The sequence below is a fragment of the Nocardia sp. CA-290969 genome (genome assembly GCF_050936135.1).
GTDB lineage: Bacteria > Actinomycetota > Actinomycetes > Mycobacteriales > Mycobacteriaceae > Nocardia.
The window spans coordinates 5,813,940-5,835,128 of sequence record NZ_JBNJNJ010000001.1 but is presented as its reverse complement, the minus strand read 5'-3'; the positions used below and the strand labels follow the sequence as shown (position 1 = coordinate 5,835,128).

The 21,189-nt window shown below is 66.4% G+C and carries 26 protein-coding genes and 1 pseudogene; 19 read left to right on the top strand and 8 right to left on the bottom strand.

The genetic code is table 11. The features are described 5' to 3' along the window. Positions 1-4 precede the first annotated feature (4 nt). Together ACQEVO_RS26590 and ACQEVO_RS26585 are read right to left on the bottom strand one after the other, a co-directional pair. Positions 5-976: an ABC transporter substrate-binding protein gene (locus tag ACQEVO_RS26590; RefSeq protein WP_432918536.1), complete on the bottom strand. Its 972-nt coding sequence runs from the start codon at positions 974-976 to the stop codon at positions 5-7. Positions 977-1,141: 165 nt separating this feature from the next. Continuing rightward, positions 1,142-3,181: a M13 family metallopeptidase gene (locus ACQEVO_RS26585; protein WP_432918533.1), complete on the bottom strand. Its 2,040-nt coding sequence runs from the start codon at positions 3,179-3,181 to the stop codon at positions 1,142-1,144. A 475-nt stretch (positions 3,182-3,656) separates the two neighbouring features. On the opposite strand from ACQEVO_RS26585, the gene rplN reads away from it, so the two are divergent. The 4 genes from rplN to ACQEVO_RS26565 are packed head-to-tail and all read left to right on the top strand — an operon-like array spanning position 3,657 to position 5,097. After that, positions 3,657-4,025, top strand: coding sequence for a 50S ribosomal protein L14 (rplN, locus tag ACQEVO_RS26580; protein WP_014349098.1), 369 nt, complete (start codon positions 3,657-3,659; stop codon positions 4,023-4,025). Next, complete coding sequence (gene rplX / locus ACQEVO_RS26575; RefSeq protein ID WP_039822452.1) at positions 4,026-4,343, top strand: 50S ribosomal protein L24; 318 nt, start codon at positions 4,026-4,028, stop codon at positions 4,341-4,343. A 1-nt stretch (position 4,344) separates the two neighbouring features. Beyond that, on the top strand, positions 4,345-4,908 hold the full coding sequence (rplE, locus tag ACQEVO_RS26570) for a 50S ribosomal protein L5 (RefSeq protein ID WP_280401602.1): 564 nt from the start codon (positions 4,345-4,347) through the stop codon (positions 4,906-4,908). A gap of 3 nt (positions 4,909-4,911) precedes the next feature. Beyond that, complete coding sequence (locus ACQEVO_RS26565) at positions 4,912-5,097, top strand: type Z 30S ribosomal protein S14 (RefSeq protein WP_014349101.1); 186 nt, start codon at positions 4,912-4,914, stop codon at positions 5,095-5,097. Between the two features lie 129 nt (positions 5,098-5,226). On the opposite strand, the gene ACQEVO_RS26560 is transcribed toward ACQEVO_RS26565, so the two are convergent. From ACQEVO_RS26560 to ACQEVO_RS26540, 5 genes are all read right to left on the bottom strand, one after another. After that, the gene (locus tag ACQEVO_RS26560; protein ID WP_432918527.1) at positions 5,227-5,802 is read right to left on the bottom strand and encodes a class I SAM-dependent DNA methyltransferase; all 576 of its coding nucleotides are present in this window, start codon (positions 5,800-5,802) and stop codon (positions 5,227-5,229) included. 167 nt (positions 5,803-5,969) lie between these two features. After that, positions 5,970-6,425 (bottom strand): nuclear transport factor 2 family protein, encoded by a 456-nt coding sequence (locus tag ACQEVO_RS26555; protein WP_432918524.1) that lies wholly within the window; start codon positions 6,423-6,425, stop codon positions 5,970-5,972. A gap of 92 nt (positions 6,426-6,517) precedes the next feature. After that, positions 6,518-7,207 carry an MBL fold metallo-hydrolase gene (locus tag ACQEVO_RS26550; protein ID WP_432918521.1) on the bottom strand — a complete coding sequence of 230 codons (690 nt, stop codon included), beginning with the start codon at positions 7,205-7,207 and terminating at the stop codon, positions 6,518-6,520. 100 nt (positions 7,208-7,307) lie between these two features. Further along, positions 7,308-8,675 carry an acetamidase/formamidase family protein gene (locus ACQEVO_RS26545; protein WP_432918518.1) on the bottom strand — a complete coding sequence of 456 codons (1,368 nt, stop codon included), beginning with the start codon at positions 8,673-8,675 and terminating at the stop codon, positions 7,308-7,310. A gap of 230 nt (positions 8,676-8,905) precedes the next feature. Beyond that, positions 8,906-10,033 carry an alkaline phosphatase family protein gene (locus ACQEVO_RS26540; RefSeq protein WP_432918515.1) on the bottom strand — a complete coding sequence of 376 codons (1,128 nt, stop codon included), beginning with the start codon at positions 10,031-10,033 and terminating at the stop codon, positions 8,906-8,908. Positions 10,034-10,181: 148 nt separating this feature from the next. Between ACQEVO_RS26540 and ACQEVO_RS26535 the strand changes: the two are divergent. The 13 genes and pseudogenes from ACQEVO_RS26535 to ACQEVO_RS26475 all read left to right on the top strand — a co-directional run. Further along, positions 10,182-11,615, top strand: a pseudogene (locus ACQEVO_RS26535) (MFS transporter); the annotation flags it as partial. Between the two features lie 75 nt (positions 11,616-11,690). Next, positions 11,691-12,686, top strand: a complete 996-nt coding sequence (locus ACQEVO_RS26530; protein WP_432923009.1) for an MSCRAMM family protein — start codon at positions 11,691-11,693, stop codon at positions 12,684-12,686. Between the two features lie 549 nt (positions 12,687-13,235). After that, entirely contained in the window at positions 13,236-13,634 is a 399-nt protein-coding gene (rpsH, locus tag ACQEVO_RS26525; protein ID WP_062977139.1) for a 30S ribosomal protein S8, read from the top strand. A 13-nt stretch (positions 13,635-13,647) separates the two neighbouring features. Beyond that, positions 13,648-14,184, top strand: a complete 537-nt coding sequence (gene rplF / locus ACQEVO_RS26520; RefSeq protein ID WP_432918512.1) for a 50S ribosomal protein L6 — start codon at positions 13,648-13,650, stop codon at positions 14,182-14,184. 2 nt (positions 14,185-14,186) lie between these two features. Then, positions 14,187-14,594 carry a 50S ribosomal protein L18 gene (rplR, locus tag ACQEVO_RS26515; protein WP_432918509.1) on the top strand — a complete coding sequence of 136 codons (408 nt, stop codon included), beginning with the start codon at positions 14,187-14,189 and terminating at the stop codon, positions 14,592-14,594. A gap of 46 nt (positions 14,595-14,640) precedes the next feature. Beyond that, entirely contained in the window at positions 14,641-15,291 is a 651-nt protein-coding gene (rpsE, locus tag ACQEVO_RS26510) for a 30S ribosomal protein S5 (protein ID WP_432918505.1), read from the top strand. A 1-nt stretch (position 15,292) separates the two neighbouring features. Continuing rightward, entirely contained in the window at positions 15,293-15,472 is a 180-nt protein-coding gene (gene rpmD / locus ACQEVO_RS26505) for a 50S ribosomal protein L30 (RefSeq protein WP_062977145.1), read from the top strand. Positions 15,473-15,474: 2 nt separating this feature from the next. Then, positions 15,475-15,918 carry a 50S ribosomal protein L15 gene (gene rplO, locus ACQEVO_RS26500; protein ID WP_432918501.1) on the top strand — a complete coding sequence of 148 codons (444 nt, stop codon included), beginning with the start codon at positions 15,475-15,477 and terminating at the stop codon, positions 15,916-15,918. Positions 15,919-16,158: 240 nt separating this feature from the next. Further along, positions 16,159-17,484: a preprotein translocase subunit SecY gene (gene secY, locus ACQEVO_RS26495; protein ID WP_432918498.1), complete on the top strand. Its 1,326-nt coding sequence runs from the start codon at positions 16,159-16,161 to the stop codon at positions 17,482-17,484. Then, a complete protein-coding gene (locus tag ACQEVO_RS26490) occupies positions 17,481-18,041 on the top strand; it encodes an adenylate kinase (RefSeq protein WP_432918495.1) in 561 nt (186 codons plus the stop codon). Before secY ends, ACQEVO_RS26490 begins: the two co-directional genes overlap by 4 nt. A 44-nt stretch (positions 18,042-18,085) precedes the next feature. Further along, entirely contained in the window at positions 18,086-18,895 is an 810-nt protein-coding gene (gene map / locus ACQEVO_RS26485; protein ID WP_432918492.1) for a type I methionyl aminopeptidase, read from the top strand. A 45-nt stretch (positions 18,896-18,940) separates the two neighbouring features. Next, positions 18,941-19,159, top strand: coding sequence for a ribbon-helix-helix protein, CopG family (locus tag ACQEVO_RS26480; RefSeq protein ID WP_432918489.1), 219 nt, complete (start codon positions 18,941-18,943; stop codon positions 19,157-19,159). Next, positions 19,156-19,503 (top strand): type II toxin-antitoxin system PemK/MazF family toxin, encoded by a 348-nt coding sequence (locus ACQEVO_RS26475; protein ID WP_432918487.1) that lies wholly within the window; start codon positions 19,156-19,158, stop codon positions 19,501-19,503. The genes ACQEVO_RS26480 and ACQEVO_RS26475 overlap by 4 nt, the downstream gene beginning before the upstream one ends. Before the next feature lie 25 nt (positions 19,504-19,528). Here ACQEVO_RS26475 and dtd read toward each other — a convergent pair whose 3' ends face one another. Then, the gene (gene dtd, locus ACQEVO_RS26470; protein WP_432918484.1) at positions 19,529-19,972 is read right to left on the bottom strand and encodes a D-aminoacyl-tRNA deacylase; all 444 of its coding nucleotides are present in this window, start codon (positions 19,970-19,972) and stop codon (positions 19,529-19,531) included. 373 nt (positions 19,973-20,345) lie between these two features. Here dtd and ACQEVO_RS26465 point away from each other — a divergent pair, with 373 nt between their 5' ends. Further along, on the top strand, positions 20,346-20,666 hold the full coding sequence (locus tag ACQEVO_RS26465) for a hypothetical protein (protein ID WP_432918481.1): 321 nt from the start codon (positions 20,346-20,348) through the stop codon (positions 20,664-20,666). 19 nt (positions 20,667-20,685) lie between these two features. Then, positions 20,686-21,180 carry a YbaB/EbfC family nucleoid-associated protein gene (locus ACQEVO_RS26460; RefSeq protein WP_432918478.1) on the top strand — a complete coding sequence of 165 codons (495 nt, stop codon included), beginning with the start codon at positions 20,686-20,688 and terminating at the stop codon, positions 21,178-21,180. Positions 21,181-21,189 lie beyond the last annotated feature (9 nt).

Here is a 21,189-nt window from a genome sequence, read left to right as displayed (position 1 = left end):
CGGGCTACTTCGCCGCGTTGACCAGCGCGGGTTCGATCTCTTTCAGGATGTAGGGCAGCGACAGCACCGTCGGCTGGTTGATGGCGCCGATATCGGCGTTGTCCAGGAAGACCACGGCGTCCTTACGGACCGCGGGAAGGTCGCCGTACCCGGGAAGCTGCCGGTATGCCTGGTCCTGGTTCACCGAATATCCGGCGATCAGCAGATCCGAGGTCAGTTCGCCGACGCGCTCCGGGGACAGGGAAATCCGTCCGTTGCTCGCGGGCATATCCCGGATATGCTGCGGGATCGTCATTCCCAGCCGGGTGAACAGCTGGCCCGACCCGTCCTCGGGGTCGTTGAGCACCATCAGCTGGGTCGGACCGGCCAGCCAGGTGCTGAGGAAGGTCTTACCTTTCAAGTCCGGATTGGCGGCGCCGACGGCGTCGACCTGCGCCCAGACATCCGCGACGATCCGGTCGGCATCGGCCTCCCGGCCGAGCACCTTGCCCAGGGTGGTCACCAGTTCCGGCCACGGTGCAGCGGCTTTGCCCGACAGACCGGGCAGGGTGGGCGCGATCTTGGACAGCTGGTCGTAACGGGACCGGTCGGCGATGAACGGGTCGGCCAAGATCAGATCCGGTTCCAGGGCGGCCACCTGCTCGGTGATATCGCCGCCCGTGTTCAGGGCCGTGGCCTGCTGCAGCGATTCCGGCTCCCACGCCGGCGCCCGCCGGGCCATGACCGCGACGTTATCGATATAGCCGGCCGGGACGATGCCGAACGCCTGCACGGTATCGAGCCACTGATTGCCGAGGGCCACGATCTTCGCCGGTTTCGCCGGCACCACCGTTTCGCCGAACGCATGCGCGACCGTGACACCCGCGCCGGCCGATTCCTCCGCCGATCCGCCGCAGCCGGCCACCAGCAAGGCCAGCACCCCGGCCAGCGCGACGACAACCGCTCGCGCCCGACCCCTTTGTCGCACCGTTCTCATTGCCGACCTTCCTCCTGCGAAAGCCCTCACCTCGGCATTCCGAGCGGGCGACCTCAGCATAGGACAGGCTTGGCTAAGTTTGGTGCGTACCGGTCTTCCGGGAGGCGGCAGTTCGCCCCGGTACCGGTGCGGGCCGGGGGCCGGGCGGGGCGTTCCCCGCGCGGCTCACAGTTCGACGCGCTGCTCCTGCGGCAGGAACAGGGCATCGGCTTCCACGACGCCGAAGGTCCGGTAGAACTCGGCGATATTGCGCACCACCTGGTTCACCCGGAATTCGTCCGGGGCGTGCGTATCCCCTTGGAGCAGGCGTTCCACGACCTCCGGGGTCATCTTCGACCGCCAGATCCGCGCATACGACAGGAACATGGTGCGGTAGTCGGGGACGCTCACTCCCGCGCGTTCCTCGGCCAGCCGGAACGCGGTCAGCGCGATCTGCAGACCCCGCAGGTCGGCGAGGTTCTCCCCGACGGTCAGTTCACCGTTGACATGTTGCTCCGGCGGCAGCCCCTCGGGGACCAGCGCGTTGTACTGGTCGACGAGCTGCTTCGATTTGGCGTCGAAGGCCGCGCGATCGGCGGGACTCCACCAGTCGCGCTGGTTACCGTCGCCGTCGAATTTCGACCCCTGATCGTCGAACCCGTGCCCGATCTCGTGCCCGATCACCGCGCCGACGCCACCGTAGTTGACCGCGGGCTGCGCATCCTTGTCGAAGAACGGCGGCTGCAGGAACGCGGCGGGGAAAACGATTTCGTTGCTGGTGGGGGAATAGTAGGCGTTCACCGTCTGCGGGGAAGCGTTCCACTCGGATTTGTCCACCGGTTTCCCGAGCCGATCGAAGGACCGCTTCACCTCGAAATCGTTGATGGCGCGCAATGATTCGATCAGTTTGCCGCGGGTGACGGTCAACCCCGAATAGTCCACCCACTTGTCCGGGTAGCCGAGTTTCAGGCCGATCTTGTCCAGTTTCTCGATCGACGCCTTGCGGGTCTCCGGCGACATCCAGCTCGAATCGGTGAAATTCTGCCGGTACGCGGCCATCAGGTCGTCGACCATGACCTGCACGCGTTCCTTGGCCTCCGGCGGGAAATACTGCTCCACATACAGCTTGCCCAGCTGTTCGCTGAGGTTGCTGTCCACCGTGCCCACCGCGGACTTCCACAGTTCGGGCCGCTGCTGCAGACCCGACATGAGCCGGCCGTTGAAATCGAAATTCGCGTCCGACAGTTCCTTGGGCAGATACCGCGCGTAGGTCTGCAGCACCGACAGCTTGAGATAGTCGCGCCACACCGCGATATCGGTGGTAGCCCAGATCTTGCCGGCCTCGGTGACGAAGGACGGCTGGTTCACCACCAGATTCGCGAACAGCTCCTTGGGCCGTTCGGTGATACCGGCCAGCCAGGGCTCCCAGTCGTATTCCGGCGCCAGCGCGGTGGCTTCCGCCCAGGTCATCCGGTTGTAGGTGGCCTCGGTATCGCGATTGCGCACGTTGTCCCACTGTGCGGCGGCGATCCGGGTCTCCAGTGCCAGCTGCCGGTCGGCGATCGCGGCCGGGTCGGGGAGATCCGCGCCCTTGGCGAGGCGTTCCAGGTAGGTCCGGTACCCGGCGAGTTCCTCGGCGTACTGCGGATCGCGATAGTACTGCTCGTCCAGGCCGGTACCGGACTGGCCGATCGAGGCGATATGGGCCGAGGAATCCTTGCGATCGATACTCACCCCGATCCCGATCAGCCCGCCGATCGGCAGCCGCCCCATCACCTCGGCCAGGGCGGGTTTGTCCTTCGCGGCGTCGATCTCGGCGAACATCGAATCCAGCGGGGTCAACCCCAGCTGTTCGATCTCGTCGAGATTCATCCGGGCGTCGTACAGATCGCGGATCTGCTGGGCCTCGGTCCCCGGCTCGGGGTCGCTGATGCCCTCGATGATCTCGCGCAACTGCAGCTCGGTGCGGTCGTTGGCCTCACTGAACGCGCCGTAGGAGGTCTTGTCCGGCGGCAGCTGATACTCGCGCAGCCACTTCCCGTTGACGTGCCGGTACAGATCGTCCTGCGGCCGGATCGCCGGATCGGAGCCACCCATGTCCACACTGACCAGCTGCGCCGGCTCCTCCTCGGAGCAGGAGACCAGCCACGCGGCCGCGGGCACGAGCCCCAGAGCAACCAGGAACGAGCGGCGGTCGAGCGCCACCCGGCGATCCGAAGACTTCAACAGAACCCTCTCCCGATGCGGGACCCGCACCTCACTAGGCGAACCGGCCCCATGAGGCTACCGGCGCCCCACCCCGGCGTCGCGCTGGGCGGCACCACCCCCTGCGGATGGGTACACGGGTGGGGCCCGCCCGGTTCTGGAGCGACCGAGCGGTGCAGCGTTGCGGAGGAGCGGAGGAGTGAAGAACCGGGCTACCCGGGGCCCCACCCTCGAGCCGCGGAGCGGCTCCAAAATTACAGCCGCGCCCTTCGCGGAATGCCCAGGCCCTGAGACCCCGATTTCCCCGCGAGCTGCAGGTTCGCTATCCTTGACCGGTTGCCTGCGGGCCCTGTGCCCGCGATTCGGCCGTGAACCCCCGGTGGTTGATCGAGCAGATCAGACGAAACCGCTGGTAGGCGCGTGTTCGGGTGGTAACAGACCATGCCCGTCGGGTCGGCAATCCGGCGTGCTTTACGTCCAGGTCGAGGAGGCTGAAGTGATTCAGCAGGAGTCGCGGCTGCGCGTCGCCGACAACACGGGTGCCAAGGAGATTCTCTGCATCCGCGTTCTCGGTGGTTCGTCGCGCCGCTATGCCGGTATCGGCGACGTCATCGTCGCCACTGTGAAAGACGCCATCCCCGGCGGCAACGTCAAACGGGGTGACGTGGTGAAGGCCGTCGTGGTGCGCACCACCAAGGAACGGCGCCGTCCGGATGGTTCCTACATCCGTTTCGACGAGAACGCCGCCGTGCTCATCAAGGCGGACAACGACCCGCGCGGCACCCGCATCTTCGGCCCGGTCGGCCGCGAGCTGCGCGACAAGAAGTTCATGAAGATCGTTTCGCTGGCCCCGGAGGTGCTCTAAATGAAGGTGCACAAGGGCGATACCGTGCTCGTCGTCTCGGGTAAGGACAAGGGTGCCAAGGGCAAGGTCATCCAGGCCTTCCCGAAGGAGAACCGGATCCTGGTCGAGGGCGTGAACCGGATCAAGAAGCATGTCGCGAACTCCGCGAACCTGCGCGGTGCGTCGTCGGGCGGCATCGTTACCCAGGAGGCGCCCATCCACGTGTCCAACGTGATGGTCGTCGACTCCGACGGTAACCCGACCCGGATCGGCTACCGCACCGACGAAGAAACCGGCAAGCGGGTTCGGATCTCCCGTAAGAACGGGAAGGACATCTGATATGACCACCACTGAGAAGATCCAGCCGCGGCTGAAGGTGCGCTACCGCGAGGAAATCAAGGACGCGCTGAACAACGAGTTCAACTACGCCAACGTCATGCAGATCCCGGGCGTGGTCAAGGTCGTCGTGAACATGGGTGTCGGCGACGCCGCCCGCGACGCCAAGCTGATCAACGGCGCGGTCGACGATCTGGCCCTGATCACCGGCCAGAAGCCGCAGATCCGCAAGGCCACCAAGTCCATCGCGCAGTTCAAACTGCGTGAGGGTATGCCGATCGGTGCCAAGGTCACCCTGCGCGGCGACCGGATGTGGGAGTTCCTGGACCGCCTGGTCTCGATCGCCCTGCCCCGTATCCGTGACTTCCGTGGCCTGTCGCCCAAGCAGTTCGACGGCAACGGCAACTACACGTTCGGCCTGAGCGAGCAGTCGATGTTCCACGAGATCGATGTGGACAAGATCGATCGTCCGCGCGGTATGGACATCACCGTTGTCACCACCGCGACCAACAACGAAGAAGGCCGTGCCCTGCTGAAGCACCTCGGCTTCCCGTTCAAGGAGAACTGAGACATGGCCAAGAAAGCACTGGTCAACAAGGCCAACCGCAAGCCGAAGTTCGCCGTCCGCGCCTACACTCGCTGCCAGCGCTGCGGCCGGCCGCACGCGGTGTACCGCAAGTTCGGCCTGTGCCGTGTGTGCCTGCGCGAAATGGCGCACCGCGGCGAGCTGCCGGGCGTGCACAAGAGCTCCTGGTGAGCTGATCCCGGGCGGGTAGTCCTGCTCCGGGATCCACACCGATGAAAAGGACCCGAGCCGCGGCTCGGGTCCTTTTGGTGCTTCTGGGAAGTTGATCGCTTCAGCGCTGTGCGGCAAATGCTTTCGGCCTCATACCCACACCGACGCCATGGTGAACGGATGGCCGCGCAGGTGTGCCCACTTGGGTTTGGCGGCTATCCAGGTGCCATCGATCGCGGATTCGGTCAGTTCGGCGAGCTGCCAGCCCGGGTGGTAGCTGACCGAGACGAAAACGCCGCCGGGGGCGGCCAGCCTGCGGGCTTCGGCGTAGAGCGGTGTGAGATCGGGCAGGTGCTCATCGATCAGGCAGGCGATTACGAGATCGTAGGATCCGCCCGGCAACCCGGTCGCGCGCACATCACCATGTGTGAGAGAGGCATGTATGCCCCGCACCCGGGCCCGCGCGAGCATCCCTTCGCTGAGGTCGATTCCGTCGATGGTGGCCGGACTACGTTCGCGCAGCCATGCGGCCGTGCGGCCGGTACCGCAGCCCAGGTCTGCCGCCCGGCGGACCTGATCCCAGGGTGGCCGGTGCAGACGTTCCAGCAGGGCCAGGTCCATATCGTCGAGGACGGTCTGCTCGTAGGTGGGAGCCCAGCTGTCGTATCCCGTGGCGACGTCGACGGCGCGATAACGGCGGCGGTCGAAATCGGCGAAGTCCGGCATGGGGCACATCCTGCGTGCGTCGCCGTACCGTGTGCAACCGGGTTTTCCTGATCACTGAAGGGGCCCCGGGGCCTCAGGTGCGCAGCAGGCCGCTGACAAGAAGTAACAGCGATTCCTGGGTCTGGTTGCGGGCGGTGTCCCTGTATGTCTGCGCGGGATCAGGCGGCTCAGTTCGTGTTCGGGGCGGTATCGCCGAACGCTTGGGCAACGGCGAGGCTGTCCTCGTAGACGTGGTGGCGGGTGATCAATCCGTCCTCGACCGTCAGGTGGAGTGCGAAACGTGCGCGGTAGGCGCGACCGGTGGTGCGTGCGGTCTGCCGGATTTCGCCCAGTACCACCGCATCCGGGCCGTCCACGAGGATGCGTTCGACGACGGTGCCGGCCTCGTCCGGGTGGTGGTGGCCGGCAATCGCCCGGTAATGCGCGGCGGCGTCGGCCCGGGTCGAGCGGTGGCAGATCCATGGGGTGGCGGGCCGGCCGTGTTCGCTTTCCGGCCAGTTCAGTTTCCAGTCGCTGACCGGGGCGTAGAGCGCGGCGATGGCATCCGGATCGCCGCTGCCTATCGTGTTCAGCAACTGCTCGACGACACTGCGGGTGGTGGTGACTGTCTCTGTCGCGTTCATGGTGATGATTCTGTGCTGATCGGGGTAGTTCCGGCGATTACCTGTGAGGTAAACGGATTCGCCGGCCGGGTCGAGCGGGCCGGCGCCGTGGCCTAGGAAAGTCCCGCCCGGGCCTGTTCCAGGTGACCCTGCCATGCGCCGGGCTCCACCCGGTGGACGCCGCCGGCGCCATCGACGAAGGCGCTGGAGATCACGAAATCCGGTGTTACGGTGGCATAGCTGTCCAGCGCGGCACGTAGCCCGTCCTTGTCGCTGTAGCCCGGGATATATCCGGTGCGCCACACGCCGTCGGCGTAGCGCAGCAGGGTGTCGCCGGTGAACAAATAAGTGCGCCCACCCTGGCCGGATGCCACGTACGACGTGCTGCCGGGTGAGTGGCCCGGGGTGGGAATCACTTCCACGCCCGCGTCGTCCACCGATCGTTCGGTGAGCAGTACGTCGATCCGCGTGTAGGCGCCGATCGGCTCGGATTCTGCGGCGGGGGCATGCAGGCGGCTACCGAAATGTTCGGCGACCGCACGCAGCATGGGGCCGGCTTCGTCCTGATGGCTCAGGTATTGGCGGGTCACGCCGCCGAGCTGGTCGAGCCGGTCGAAATCCTGGTCGTCGCCCGGGGAGTAGAAGAGGATGTTGTGCCCGGACGGTGGAGTCCAGAGGTAGGCATGGGTTCGCGGGCCGCCGGGGACGATGAACTCCCGGGTCTCCCACAGGTCCGGCAGGAGTTGCCGGACGGTCGTTGCGGGCTGGGCGGGGTCGGTGTGCGGTGTTGTCTCGGTGCTCATACCCCGACGGTAAAACCTCAACAAATCTTGAGGTCAATAGGTGGATGCCGGTACGCCGTCCTGCGGCGGGGACGGCGCGGGGCCGGGAACCTCCGCCGGATCAGGCGAAATGGGATTTATAGATTTGTCCGTGTACGCCGACAGTGCGGTCGACTACCTGGGAGACGGTGAAATCGGCCGCCGCCGACAGGTAGGCGTAGGCGGTGGCGCGGTCCATTCCCTTCTCCTGTTCGAGGAAGTCGAGGGCGTTGACCACGGCGCGGCGCATGGCGATGTTCAGGTCGCTCGACTGGCCGTGCTGGGAACCGTCGGGGTCGGAGAGGCCGATGGGGATCCAGGCATCCTCGGTTTCGCCGAACGGGTACTTGTACGCGACCTCCGGTGCGTCGCCGGATCCCGGTTTGCAGACGGTGAGCCGGAATGTGCCGCGCAGCGAACCCTCCATCGCGGTGAGCGCGACCTCGCCGTCGCCCATGGCCATATGCGGATCGCCGACGTAGAACAGCGCACCTTCGGCGAAAACCGGGAGGTAGAAGGCGGAGCCGGGGCCGAGCAGGCGGATATCGATATTGCCACCGCCGCGGGTCGGCGGAATCGAATTGGCCGAGGCCGCCGTCGGATCGGTCTCGGGGGAGAAGGCCACACCCATCATGCCCAGGAACGGACGCAGCGGGAAACGGACTTTCGCGTCGCCGAACGGCATGACGCCCACACCTTCCTCGATCGCGGTGAAGGTGGAGATATTGCCGTACGCTGCGGGGTCGCCGGTCGACCGGCGGTCGGCGGCGACGGGTGGCATCACTTCCGGGAGCGAGATCCCGGCGGGTGCTTCGCCGGTGGCTGTCCGGGCCAGCGCGCCTTTCCCGTGCCTGCTCGACACCACACCGTAGGGGACCCGCGGAACCGCTTCGAGCGTCTCGATTTTCAGCACATCGCCCGGTTGCGCGCCTTCGACGAAAACCGGGCCGGTGACGATATGCGGGCCGTCCTTGTCGAAATCGCGGGGTGTGCGGTCGTAACCTTCGGCGATGGCGACGGCATCGGCCAGCACATCATCCTTCGCGACGCCGTACGACCCGAAGTACTGCACCGGATCGCGGCCCTGGTCCTCCAGGATCCCTTCGTGCGATACGGCGTCGATGGTGACGGTTTCGCCGGATTTCATCCGCAGCGCTTCCTTGCTGTGGACGGTCGGTACATAGCCCCACAGCACCTGCTCCACTTCCGAGCGCAGGTAATGGTCGCCGGCGATATCGCCCTGCCCGGGTTGCAGGACCGGCACGCCGCCGCGGTACGGCACGGCGGTCGAGGAACTCGAGACGGAGTTCGCCGAGGTGTCCGCGGCGCACGAAGCGGTTGCGGCCGCCGCGCCCACGGCCCCGACCGCGGCGGCCGCGCGGAGGAACCCTCGCCTGCCCAGGCCGCGCGTCAGGGTTTCGGCCGCTTCGCGGGCATGGAAATGGGTCATGGGACACCTCCGGATCGAGCTTGTCGAGCTTCCGGAAACTATCGAGACAAAATTTCGTGTCTGTTTCTTATCTGTGTCGGTGGCGGTGTGGCCGACCGTTGGTCGCGATGCCTCCTCGAGCGACGCGTGATTCGGTATCGACGGTCGGGCTCGATGACCCAATGCGCGCAGATCCTCATGTGGGCGGTCGTGGGCGCTCGCGGGGCGGGCTGCAGGGCAGAAGGCGGCGTTCAGTATGACGTGATGAGCGGAATCGATTGTTCGTCGGCGGTCCGGGCGCCGTGATGACCCACCATCGCCGACTCCAGCGGTTCGTGCTCCGGCCGTACCAGTATGGTGCGTCCCTCGGCTACGGCGATCAGATCTCCGATCCGATTCGCGATCACCGGTGCGGGCGGGGTGCGGCCGAACCAGTGCTCGTCCAGCGCCTGCTCGCGGCTCACCACCTGCGCGTCCGCGGCCAGTTCCGTGGACCAGCGGGCCAGCGCATCGGCCGCTGCGCCGGCGCGGTCGAGGTAGATATGCCGTACCCGTGCTTCGCCCCCGATCAGCCGAACGTCGCGGTGCAGTCCGTCCCGCGCGTCCAGGTCGACGGCGTTGTCCGCGTGGATCATTCCGTGATCGCCGGTGACGAGCAGCGTGCAGGTATCCGGTAGGTCGGTGAGCAGATCGGCCACGACCCCGTCGATATCCCGGAGAACCGCCAGTGCCTCGGCAGATTCGGGACCGTACAGGTGGCCGGTGGAATCGAGATCGGGGAAATAGGCGTAGGCGAATCGCGATACCGTGCCCGGATAGGCGGCGACCTCGAGTATCCCGGCCCGCACCTCGTCGAGGGTGGTGGCCGGATGCAGGGTGCCCGGCGCGCGGAACGAGGCTCGGGTCAGTCCGGAGCGGGCCTGATACTCCGGGACCACATAGTGCACCTCCACCCCGAATGCGGTGAGGTCCTGTAGCCGGCTGGTGCGCGGCTGCACCGATTCCGGCGGATGGGATTCGCGGGCATCCGCGCCGGTCGCGGAATCCAGGCGCCAGCGCAGCGAATTGAACAGCCGGGGCCCGTCGGTATCGGGTACGGCGAAGCTGTAGCCGATGATGCCGTGCGTCGCGCACGGCGCGCCCAGCGCCAGACTGGTCAGGCTGGTGGCGGTGGTGGCCGGAAAACCGGCGGTGAGCGTGGTGGTGTGAGTGGCGAGGGTGGGCGCGATATCGCGGTGCCGCGCCAGCAGTTCGGCGCCCAGTCCGTCGATCAGCAGGACCACGACATCGCGATTCGGCGGTATCTCCAGGGGGTTGGGCTCGTTCAGGCCGAAGGAAGCGGCGACGGACGGCAGAACATCGGCGAGTGTGTACGGCACGTTCCCGATCATCCCGGAGCCAGGGCGGCCGGTGCCGGGAAGTGACCGCATCCGACCGGGAAGGCGCCCGTCGAATTGGTTAGATTGCATCATGCATGTTATGTGTATTATGCACATCGACTGAATTCGTCTTGCGAGGAGCAGGCTCGTGACCAAAACCGAACCCGTCGTCCGCCCGGCGGCGGTGCTGGCGGTGCTCGCCTTCGCCGGGATCGTGGCGTCGCTGACGCAGACCCTGGTGATGCCGCTGCTCGGGCAGCTACCGGAGATACTGAGCACCGACCCGTCGAACGCGACCTGGGTGGTGACCGCGAGCCTGCTGGCGAGTGCGGTGACGACCCCGGTCGCCGGCCGGCTGGGTGACCTCTACGGCAAACGCCTGGTCCTGGTGGGTTCGGTGGTCCCGCTCGTCATCGGTTCGGTGCTGTGCGCGGTGTCCTCGACGCTGTGGCCGATGCTCGTGGGCCGCGGACTGCAGGGGATGGGCGTGGGCTTGATCCCGGTCGGTATCGCCGCCCTGCGCGATCTGCTGCCGCCGGCGAAGCTCGGTTCCGGTATCGCGCTGATCAGCTCCTCGCTCGGTGTCGGTGGCGCACTCGGTCTGCCGCTGGCCGCCGCGGTCGTCGAATACAGCAGCTGGCGGTACCTGTTCTGGGGTATCGCCGTACTCGGTGCGGTCGCGGGCCTGCTGATCTTCCTGATCGTGCCGTCGACACCGCCCCGAGCTGTCCGCGGCCGGTTCGACGTGCTGGGCGCGCTCGGCCTCGGCGCCGCACTGGTCTGCCTGCTGCTCGCCGTTTCCAAGGGCGCGAGCTGGGGGTGGACGAGCGTCACCACGATCTCGTTGTTCGTCGCCGCGGTGGTCGTGCTGCTGCTGTGGGGCCTGTGGGAACTACGTTCCCGTGATCCGCTGGTCGATCTACGGGTGACAGCGCGGCCGCGGGTACTGCTGACCAACGCCGCATCGATCGTCATCGGTATGTCGATGTTCGCGCAGGCGCTGATCTTCCCGCAGCTGCTGCAGCTGCCGGAAGCCACCGGCTACGGGCTGGGCCAGTCGATGGTCGCGATGGGTCTGTGGATGGCGCCCGGCGGGCTGATGATGATGCTCAGCTCACCGCTGAGTGCGAAACTGTCCGCGCTCGCCGGGCCGAAGATCACCCTCATCGTCGGCTCGATCATCATCGCCCTCGGCTACGGCGCGTCGGTCCTGATGATGAGCGAGGCATGGGGCCTGATGCTCGGCGCCATCATCATCAGCCTGGGTGTCGGGTTCGCCTACGGCGCCATGCCCGCCCTGATCATGAGCGCGGTACCGATCACCGAGACCTCGGCCGCCAACAGCTTCAACACGCTGATGCGTTCGATCGGTACTTCGGTGGCCTCGGCGGCCATCGGCGCGGTGCTGGCGCAGATGAGCGTCGCTTTCGCCGGCGGGATCAGCGTCCCGACCGAGAACGGTTTCCGGGTCGGCATCCTCATCGGTTGCGGTGTAGCGGCCGCGGCCGCGCTGATCGCCATGACCATTCCCACGGCCAAACGCGCCGCCGCCGCGGCGGTCGCGGGCGCACAACCCGATCCGGCGAAGGCCGAAGCACATGCGGTTGCGGAGGCCGTTCCCACCGCGCCCGCCGGACTCTCAGCGGAAGCCGAACAGGTGATCGACGACGCCGCCACCGCGGCACCTGTGGCCGAAACCGGAACCTCGGTGGCCGGCGGTGCGGCGCCGGGCCCGCGGCACGCCGCTCCCGAGCCCGTGGAGTTCACCCCCGCCTACCGCAACGGTGTGAGCGCGGCCGCTCCGCAGCCGGCCGGTAGCGGCTCGGTGCTGTTCGGCCGGGTCTCCGACGCGCGGGGAGCCGCGGTGGCCGGTGCGACCCTCACTCTGATCTCGCCGGCCGGGCAGCAGTTGAGCCGGGCGCGGTCGGGTCAGGACGGGTTCTACGAACTCGCCGCACCCGAACCGGGTTCGTATGTCCTCATCGCCTCGGCCGAGGGGCGGCGCCCGGACGCCTCGACCGCGGTCCTCGGCAGCAACCCGGTGTCCTACGACGTCACCCTCAGTGCGCTCACCGGTCTGGCAGGCACGGTCACGCGGATCGGTGACGGCGACCCGGTGGCCGGCGCCATGATCACCGCCCTGGATCTGCGAGGCGAGGTGATGGCGGCCGGCGAATCCGATCGCACCGGCCGGTTCGAACTCACCGGACTCCCGGAGGGTGATTTCACGATCGCCGTGAGCGCGTTCGGGTACCACCCGACGGCGGTCTCCGCGCAGGTCAACGGCCGGGACACCGCGCACGTCGAAGTGTTGTTGCGCCCCGGCGTACGGGTGGCGGGCGTCGTCACCGGCGGCGGCCGGCCGCTGGCGGGCGCCCTGGTCACTCTGACGGATGCCCTGGGCAATGTGATCGAGAGCCGGACCACCGATCCGGATGGCTCGTACCTCTTCGGCAACCTCTCCGAAGGCAACTACACGGTCGTCGCCACGGGTTATGCGCCGTCGACCGCGCAGGTGCGGGTGGGCGAGCACGATATCGAGGGGATCGATATGGACCTGCGCGCCGCATCCTCCCAGAGCCCCGCCGACGACAGCGACCGGGCGGCCGAACAGTTCGGTGAACTGCCGGAAGTGCACAAGACCTCCTGGTGAACCAGGTGCGTGGACACCGTATGGAACGGCCCCGGAGCACCTGCTCCGGGGCCGTTCCATGGACCGGGTCGTCCAGCGCCTCGCTCGGACGACCCGCTGTCTCGGACTCGCATTGCGCCTCGGGCGGACTCGGCCATCCGGTTCATCTGCACGGCTACCGCGGATGGGCGACCTGCCCTGCTCTCATAGTCATGCGGCCGGTGAATGCACTGCGCAGTTCTCGGTCCGGAGTCCAGATCTCCCACCTCACCTTCGAGGGCGGTGACCCGCTCCTCGGGGTTCCCCTTCTCTGTCATATCGGCCAGAGTGCCTGGTCAGGGCATCATTCCGGGGGGCTGATTTTGTCGTAAACGGGCCAGCTCCTACACTGGACCGGTTGCCAGGGCACATCTGTGCCCGTGGGCGGCCCCGCGTGGGCCCCCGGGGCGATACGAACTCATCCGGCGGTGACTGCCGTCCGGACCAGCCGAATTGCTGTAGGCCCACGGCCCGCGTTCCGACGCGGGTGTTGTATGGGAACCGCAGCGAGAAAGGTGTCGAGGTCGAACTATGACCATGACCGATCCGATCGCAGACTTCCTGACACGTCTGCGCAACGCCAACTCGGCGTACCACGATCAGGTGAAGGCTCCGCATTCGAAGCTCAAGGCGAATATCGCCGAGATCCTGAAGCGTGAGGGCTATATCGCCGACTACCGCACCGAGGACGCGACCGTGGGCAAGGCCCTCGTCGTCGACCTCAAGTACGGCCCCAGCCGGGAGCGCAGCCTGCAGGGCCTGCGCCGCGTCTCGAAGCCGGGTCTGCGCGTGTACGCGAAATCCACCAACCTGCCCAAGGTCCTGGGCGGCCTCGGCGTGGCGATCATCTCCACGTCGACCGGTCTGCTCACCGACCGTCAGGCGGCTCAGCAGGGAGTAGGCGGGGAAGTCCTCGCCTACGTCTGGTAAGGGAGGTACGGACATGTCGCGTATCGGCAAAGATCCCGTCGTGATCCCCTCGGGTGTCGAGGTGACCATCAACGGCCAGGACGTCGCCGTGAAGGGCCCGAAGGGTCAGCTGTCGCTGACCGTTTCCGAGCCGATCACCGTCGCGCAGGAAGACGGCCGCCTGCTGGTTTCCCGCCCGGACGACGAGCGCCGCAACCGCTCGCTGCACGGCCTCACCCGGACCCTGATCGACAATATGGTCACCGGTGTCACCAAGGGTTACGAGAAGAAGATGGAAATCTTCGGCGTCGGCTACCGCGTGCAGCAGAAGGGCAGCAACCTCGAGTTCGCCCTCGGCTACAGCCATCCGGTGCCGATCGAGGCGCCCGAGGGCATCACCTTCGCGGTGGAAACGCCCACCAAATTCTCCGTATCCGGGATCGACAAGCAGAAGGTCGGCCAGATTTCGGCGGTTATCCACGGCCTGCGCAAGCCCGACCCGTACAAGGGCAAGGGCATCCGCTACGCCGGCGAGGTCGTTCGCCGCAAGGTCGGAAAGACGGGTAAGTGATCATGGCGCAAACCGAGAACCAGAAGTCCAAGCGCATTCCGCTGGGCAAGGATGTTTCGACCCGCCGTCGGCTCTCCAAGACGCGGCGTCATTTCCGCCTGCGCAAGAAGATCGAGGGCACCAGCGTTCGGCCGCGGCTGATCGTGCACCGCTCCTCGCGGCATCTGCATGTGCAGCTCATCGACGATTCGGCCGGTCGCACCCTGGCCTCGGCCTCGACCATCGAAGCCGATGTCCGGGCGCTGGAGGGCGACAAGACCGCCAAGGGCAAGAAGGTCGGCGAACTGATCGCCGAGCGTGCCAAGGCCGCCGGTGTGGAGACCGTGGTGTTCGACCGCGGTGGCCACGATTACCACGGCCGGATCGCGGCGCTCGCCGATGCCGCTCGGGAAGGCGGGCTGAAGTTCTGATGATCAACATGACTGCACATACCAGCGTGAACGGAAGGAACGTCTGATGCCGGGACGTCAACGGCGTGACGGCGGAAACGGACCCGCCGGACAGAACCCCAACGCCCCCGAGGGCGGCCGCGACAACCGTCGTGGTGGCGGCGACCGCCGCGGTGGCGGTGACCGTCGTAACGACCCCGCCGAGAAGAACCAGCTCGAGCGGGTCGTCGCGATCAACCGTGTCTCCAAGGTGGTCAAGGGTGGCCGGCGCTTCAGCTTCACCGCCCTGGTCATCGTCGGCGACGGCAACGGCCTGGTCGGTGTCGGCTACGGCAAGGCCAAGGAAGTTCCCGCAGCCATCCAGAAGGGTGTCGAGGAAGCGCGTAAGGGCTTCTTCCGCGTCCCGATGATCGGCTCCACCATCACCCACCCGGTGCAGGGCGAAGCGGCGGCCGGTGTGGTCATGCTGCGCCCGGCCTCCCCGGGTACCGGTGTGATCGCCGGTGGCGCCGCGCGCGCCGTACTGGAGTGCGCGGGCATCCACGACATCCTGGCCAAGTCGCTCGGTAGCGACAACGCGATCAACGTCGTCCACGCGACCGTCGCCGCACTCAAGATGCTGCAGCGGCCGGAAGAGGTCGCGGCGCGCCGCGGTCTGCCGATCGAGGACGTCGCTCCCGCGGGCATGCTGCGTGCCCGTGCCGGACAAGGAGTCTGATATGGCAGATCTCAAGGTGACCCAGATCAAGAGCTCGATCGGCGCCAAGCAGAATCAGCGGGAGAGCCTGCGGACCCTCGGTCTGCGGGGTATCCGTAAGTCGGTGATCCGGGAGGACAACCCGCAGAACCGTGGTCTGATCAATGTCGTGCGCCACCTCGTAACTGTTGAGGAGGTCTGACAATGACCATCAAACTGCATCATCTGCGCCCGGCCCCGGGTGCCAAGACCGATAAGACCCGCGTGGGTCGCGGTGAGGGCTCCAAGGGCAAGACCGCCGGCCGCGGCACCAAGGGCACCAAGGCCCGTAAGAACGTGCCTGCCGCGTTCGAGGGCGGTCAGATGCCCCTCCATATGCGCCTGCCGAAGCTGAAGGGCTTCACCAACCCGTTCCGGGTGGAGTACCAGGTTGTGAATGTGGGCACTATCGCCGAGCTGTTCCCCGAGGGCGGCAGCATCGGTAAGGACGAGCTGGTCGCCAAGGGCGCGGTGCGCAAGAACCAGCTGGTGAAGGTGCTCGGCGAGGGAGAGATCTCCGTCGCCGTGCAGGTCAGCGCGGACAAGTTCTCCGGCTCCGCCAAGGAGAAGATCACCGCCGCCGGTGGCACCGCCACCGAACTGGGCTGACGTTCGCCGATCGGCGAACGACATGGTCGGGTCAAGCGCGGAGGCGGTAGCGCAGCGTAATCACGTAGCGCTCCCGACCATGTCGAAAGGCACAGTGCCGCCGGACGAGTGCAGGCTCGTCCGGCGGCACTGTTAGAGTTCAAGTGTTGTCTGCCAAGACCCGTCATGGGTTCGGCGATCTCCGAGTCGGGACACGCTGAAATTTCCATGGCCTGACCATGTCGTTCGCCAGGAGGATCTGTGCTTTCCGCCTTCGTTACGGCCTTCCGGACCTCGGACTTGCGGCGGAAGATTCTCTTCACGCTGGGGCTGGTCGCGCTGTACCGCCTCGGTGCGGCGCTGCCGTCGCCCGGCGTCGACTACAAAGCGGTCCAGGAGTGTATCGACCTGGTCTCCGGTGGTGAATCCGCCGGGATCTACCAGCTCATCAACCTTTTCTCGGGTGGTGCGCTACTCCAGCTGTCGGTGTTCGCGATCGGCATCATGCCCTACATCACCGCGAGCATCATCATCCAGCTGCTGACCGTGGTCATCCCGCGGTTCGAGGAACTGCGCAAGGAAGGCCAGGCCGGCCAGACCAAGATGACGCAGTACACCCGCTACCTGTCGATCGCGCTGGCGATTCTGCAGGCCACGGGTCTCGTCGCGCTGGCCGCGCGCGGTCAGCTGCTCCAGGGCTGCCAGCAGGACATTCTCGCCGACACGAGTATTTTCGGCATGATCATCATCGTGCTGGTCATGACCGCGGGCGCGGCCCTGGTCATGTGGTTCGGTGAGCAGATCACCGAACGCGGTGTCGGCAACGGTATGTCGCTGCTGATCTTCGCCGGTATCGCGGCCCGGATCCCCAGCGAGGGCAAGAACATTCTCGACAGCCGCGGCAACATCGTGTTCGCGCTCGTGTGTGTCGCCGCCTTCGCCATCATCGTGGCCGTCATCTTCGTGGAGCAGGGCCAGCGCCGGATCCCGGTGCAGTACGCCAAGCGTGTGGTCGGCCGCAAGATGTACGGCGGTTCGTCGACCTACCTGCCGCTGAAGGTGAACCAGGCCGGCGTCATCCCGGTGATCTTCGCCTCCTCGCTGCTGTATCTGCCGAACCTGATCGCCCAGCTCACCGGGTCCAATACTGCCGAGGACCCCAGTTGGTGGCAGGAGATCATCCAGAAGTATCTGGTGAACCCCAGCAACCCGGTGTACATCGCGATCTACTTCGGCCTTATTGTCTTCTTCACCTACTTCTACGTCGCCATCACCTTCAACCCGGAGGAACGCGCAGACGAGATGAAGAAGTTCGGCGGCTTCATCCCGGGCTACCGCCCCGGTAAGCCGACGGCCGACCATCTGACCTATGTACTGAGCCGCATCACCCTGCCCGGCTCCATCTACCTCGGTCTGGTCGCCGTCCTGCCGAACGTGTTCCTCGATATGGGCTCGTCCTCCAGCGGGGTACAGAATCTGCCGTTCGGTGGTACCGCCGTGCTCATCATGGTGAGCGTCGGCCTGGACACCGTGAAGCAGATCGAAAGCCAACTCATGAATCGCAATTACGAAGGGTTCCTCAAGTGAGAGTCGTACTACTCGGGCCGCCGGGAGCGGGCAAGGGCACTCAAGCCGTGCTGCTATCGGAAAAGCTGGGGGTACCACATATCTCTACGGGGGATCTGTTCCGCGCGAATATCAGCGAGCAGACGCCGCTCGGCCTCGAGGCCAAGCGTTATATGGATGCCGGTGAACTGGTGCCCAGCGATGTGACCAACCGGATGGTGCGGTCCCGGGTCGCCGAACCGGACGCCTCGCGCGGTTTCGTACTCGACGGCTACCCGCGCACGGTCGACCAGGCCGATGCGCTGGCGAAGATCCTCGACGAGCTCGGTAGCGAACTCGACGCGGTGCTGTGCTTCGTGGTGTCGGAGGACACGGTGGTCGAGCGGATGCTCTCGCGTGGCCGCTCCGACGACAACGAGGAGACCATCCGGACCCGGCTGCGGATCTACCGCGAGGACACCCAGCCGCTGCTGAACTACTACGACGGCCTGGTCGTCTCGGTGGACGGTATCGGCGAGGTGGAAGAGGTCAATGCGCGGGCCCTGCAAGCCCTGGGCCGTAATGCCACGACGGGTTAACTGTCGCTGCGGGTCCGGCGTCGATCCTTCGATGAGGGAGAGCTGTGGTCTTCGGTCGTAAGAGCAAGAAGGTCGTCCCGTTCCGCACCGCCGGTGAGCTCGATGCCATGGCGGCGGCCGGGGCGATCGTCGGTCGGGCGCTGGTCGCGGTGCGCGACGCGGCCGCGCCCGGGGTGTCGACGCTGGAACTGGACCGGGTCGCCGAACAGGTGATCCGGGACGCCGGCGCGGTGCCGTCGTTCAAGGGCTACCACGGGTTCCCGGCCTCGATCTGCGCTTCGGTGAACGATCGGGTGGTGCACGGTATCCCGACCGCCGAGGAGATCCTGGCGCCCGGCGACCTGGTGTCCATCGATTGCGGTGCGATCCTGGACGGCTGGCACGGTGATTCGGCATGGACGTTCGGTGTCGGCGAGCTGTCGGAGGCCGATCGGCTGCTGAGCGAGGCGACCGAGAAGTCGATGGTGGCCGGTATCGCCGCCATGCTCCCGGAGAACCGGCTCACCGATATCTCGCACGCGATCGAACTCGGTACGCGTGCCGCGGAAGCCGAGCACGGCCGCCCGTACGGCATCGTCGACGGGTACGGCGGGCACGGGATCGGCCGCGAAATGCATCTCGACCCCTTCCTGCCGAACGAGGGCCAGCCCGGGAAGGGCCCCCGGTTGGTGGTGGGTTCGGTGCTCGCGATCGAACCGATGCTCACCCTGGGCACCTCCGACACCAAGGTTCTCGACGACGACTGGACCGTGGTGACCACGGACGGTTCGCGCGCCGCGCATTGGGAGCACACCGTCGCGGTCACCGAGGACGGCCCGCGGATCCTCACCCTGCGCGCGGCCGACTCCGGGTAGGAAGGCTGTTCCCACTCGGTTCGCGTACGGGGTCGTATGGCCGGTATGAAACTGAGCGTGAGTTTGTCGGATGACGACGTAGCGGCCCTCGACGACGAGGTGTGCCGCTCGGGGCTGCCCGGCCGCTCGGCGGCGGTGCAGAAGGCGATTCAGTTGTTGCGCAGTCGAGCGCTCGAGGATGCCTATGAAGAAGCGTGGGACGAATGGTACGCCTCGGATTCGGAGGCGTTCTGGTCGCCGGCCACTGCTGACGGTCTGGTGTGATGCGCCGCGGCGATGTGGTGCGGGTCGATTTCGACCCGACTCGGGGTAATGACGTCGCCAAGACAAGACCTGCCGTAGTGGTGAGCAATGATGGAGCCAATCGGCGCGCCCTGGAACTGGGCCGTGGTGTCGTCACCGTTGTTCCGGTGACCAGCAATATCGCCAGGGTGTTCCCTTTCCAAGTCTTGCTCGAGCAGGTGCCGGGATTGCGTGTTGCCTCGAAAGCTCGAGCAGAGCAGGTGCGTTCGGTGTCGATCGAACGAGTCGGGCGTGTTCTCGGGCACCTACCCGCCGCCGTCGTCGATGACTTGAATCGGGCACTTCGCTTGCATCTCGGGCTCTGAGCCCATTCGGGAGCTCCGGCAGATATCAGAGTTCCAGCATGACCGTCACCGGGCCGTCATTGACGAGTTCCACTTGCATATGTGCGCCGAAGCGACCGCCGGCAACCGTGGCGCCCAGGTTTCGCAGGGTTTCGGCGACGGTCTCGACCAGAGGTTCCGCGACCGGCCCGGGCGCGGCGGCCGACCACGACGGACGGCGGCCTTTTCGCGTATCCGCGTACAACGTGAACTGACTGACCACGAGCACCGGCGCGGACAGATCCGCGGCGCTGCGTTCGCCGTCGAGAATCCGTAGCCGCCAGATTTTCTCGGCCATGGCCCGGGCGACGGCTTCGGTATCGCTGTGCGTGATCCCGATCAGGGCCAGCAGGCCGTGTGGGATTCCGCTGCCCGGTGGATCGATCCGGCCGACCACTTCGCTGTCGACCCGTACCTGTGCCGAGGTCACACGTTGTAGTAGGGCTCGCATACCGGTCGATCATGCCCTGCCGGGCAGCGCACGAGCCGGCCGGGCCGGGGCGCGCTGTCGGGTTCGGGCATCGGCCGCAGCGCCGATACGGGACCGGGATGTGGGTTCTTGCCAGCGGTGAGAATTGTCGGGCACCGGGGGCGCGCCGGTGGGATAGAGTCGCCCTGAATTCCCGCTCGCCGGAGGCTTTTCCGCGAACCACCTCCGGCCGCCGCCCCGATTTCATTGCGCGCTGCGGCATTTCTTGTTCGCAAACCGTGGGAAAGCTGCTGTTCACACCGGCATCACGCCGGGTTTGCCACCGGCTGTCATCGTCGATCCCGACGGATACGACGGTGCGGGGTGGCTCGGCACCGCGGGAGGAGTGGACGCGATGGCCGACAGGGTCGACTACAACGACGAAGCGTTCAGGGCGGCCGCGGAACGTACCGGCGGGGTGCGCGACCGGGTCAACGGCGTGATCGACACCCTCACCACCAGAATCAACGGCCGGGGCGAGCCGTGGGGCAACGATACGCTGGGCAACAGCTTCTTCAACGGCCAGGACAACAACGGCTATGGGTCGAGCAAGACCAATCTGATCGCCAGTGCGAAGAACGTCTCCGGCACCATGAATTCCTTCTACGAGGGTCAGGTCGAGAGCGCCGACTACCTGCAGGATATGGAAGACGGCAACCGCGACGGCCTGCGCTGACCGGGGCTGCACCGCGACGATGACCAACGAACAAGCCAAGGCCGACTTCGCCGCGATCATGGGCGGCGTACGGGAACAGATGCGCACTATCGCCCGGATCCAGCAGCAGCGGGCCGAACTCACCGCCACCGGTACGGCCCGCGGCAAGAAGGTCCGGGTCACGGTGAACGCCGACAACACGGTGATCGACGTGAAATTCGCCGACGATATCGACGAATTGAGCTATTCGGAGATCGCGAAGGCGATTGTCGAGGCGACCCAACGCGCCTGCAAGGAAATCGCGGAGAAGACTTCCGACCTGATGGCGCCGCTGGAAACCCAGAAGGCCCGGATGCCCAAACTCTCCGAACTCGTGGAGGGAATGGAAGAGCTGGAGATACCGGGCGTGGTTCCCGCCTCCACCGCGCGGCCGTCGGCCGGGGAACGCCGGGATATCGCCGACGGCAGCGGGTTGCCGTTCGCCGGCCAGGACGGTAGCGGCCGCAGCGGCTCGGTCACCGACTCCAGCTGGTAGTCCGAGTAT

What these genes read in the sequence shown, in the direction of transcription:
- ACQEVO_RS26590 (WP_432918536.1), bottom strand. Translation starts at nt 976, where the DNA reads ATGAGAACGGTGCGACAAAGGGGTCGGGCGCGAGCGGTTGTCGTCGCG.
- rplX (WP_039822452.1), top strand. Translation starts at nt 4,026, where the DNA reads ATGAAGGTGCACAAGGGCGATACCGTGCTCGTCGTCTCGGGTAAGGAC.
- rplE (WP_280401602.1), top strand. Translation starts at nt 4,345, where the DNA reads ATGACCACCACTGAGAAGATCCAGCCGCGGCTGAAGGTGCGCTACCGC.
- ACQEVO_RS26565 (WP_014349101.1), top strand. Translation starts at nt 4,912, where the DNA reads ATGGCCAAGAAAGCACTGGTCAACAAGGCCAACCGCAAGCCGAAGTTC.
- ACQEVO_RS26560 (WP_432918527.1), bottom strand. Translation starts at nt 5,802, where the DNA reads ATGCCGGACTTCGCCGATTTCGACCGCCGCCGTTATCGCGCCGTCGAC.
- ACQEVO_RS26555 (WP_432918524.1), bottom strand. Translation starts at nt 6,425, where the DNA reads ATGAACGCGACAGAGACAGTCACCACCACCCGCAGTGTCGTCGAGCAG.
- ACQEVO_RS26550 (WP_432918521.1), bottom strand. Translation starts at nt 7,207, where the DNA reads ATGAGCACCGAGACAACACCGCACACCGACCCCGCCCAGCCCGCAACG.
- ACQEVO_RS26545 (WP_432918518.1), bottom strand. Translation starts at nt 8,675, where the DNA reads ATGACCCATTTCCATGCCCGCGAAGCGGCCGAAACCCTGACGCGCGGC.
- rpsH (WP_062977139.1), top strand. Translation starts at nt 13,236, where the DNA reads ATGACCATGACCGATCCGATCGCAGACTTCCTGACACGTCTGCGCAAC.
- rplF (WP_432918512.1), top strand. Translation starts at nt 13,648, where the DNA reads ATGTCGCGTATCGGCAAAGATCCCGTCGTGATCCCCTCGGGTGTCGAG.
- rplR (WP_432918509.1), top strand. Translation starts at nt 14,187, where the DNA reads ATGGCGCAAACCGAGAACCAGAAGTCCAAGCGCATTCCGCTGGGCAAG.
- rpsE (WP_432918505.1), top strand. Translation starts at nt 14,641, where the DNA reads ATGCCGGGACGTCAACGGCGTGACGGCGGAAACGGACCCGCCGGACAG.
- rpmD (WP_062977145.1), top strand. Translation starts at nt 15,293, where the DNA reads ATGGCAGATCTCAAGGTGACCCAGATCAAGAGCTCGATCGGCGCCAAG.
- rplO (WP_432918501.1), top strand. Translation starts at nt 15,475, where the DNA reads ATGACCATCAAACTGCATCATCTGCGCCCGGCCCCGGGTGCCAAGACC.
- ACQEVO_RS26480 (WP_432918489.1), top strand. Translation starts at nt 18,941, where the DNA reads ATGAAACTGAGCGTGAGTTTGTCGGATGACGACGTAGCGGCCCTCGAC.
- dtd (WP_432918484.1), bottom strand. Translation starts at nt 19,972, where the DNA reads ATGCGAGCCCTACTACAACGTGTGACCTCGGCACAGGTACGGGTCGAC.
- ACQEVO_RS26465 (WP_432918481.1), top strand. Translation starts at nt 20,346, where the DNA reads ATGGCCGACAGGGTCGACTACAACGACGAAGCGTTCAGGGCGGCCGCG.
- ACQEVO_RS26460 (WP_432918478.1), top strand. Translation starts at nt 20,686, where the DNA reads ATGACCAACGAACAAGCCAAGGCCGACTTCGCCGCGATCATGGGCGGC.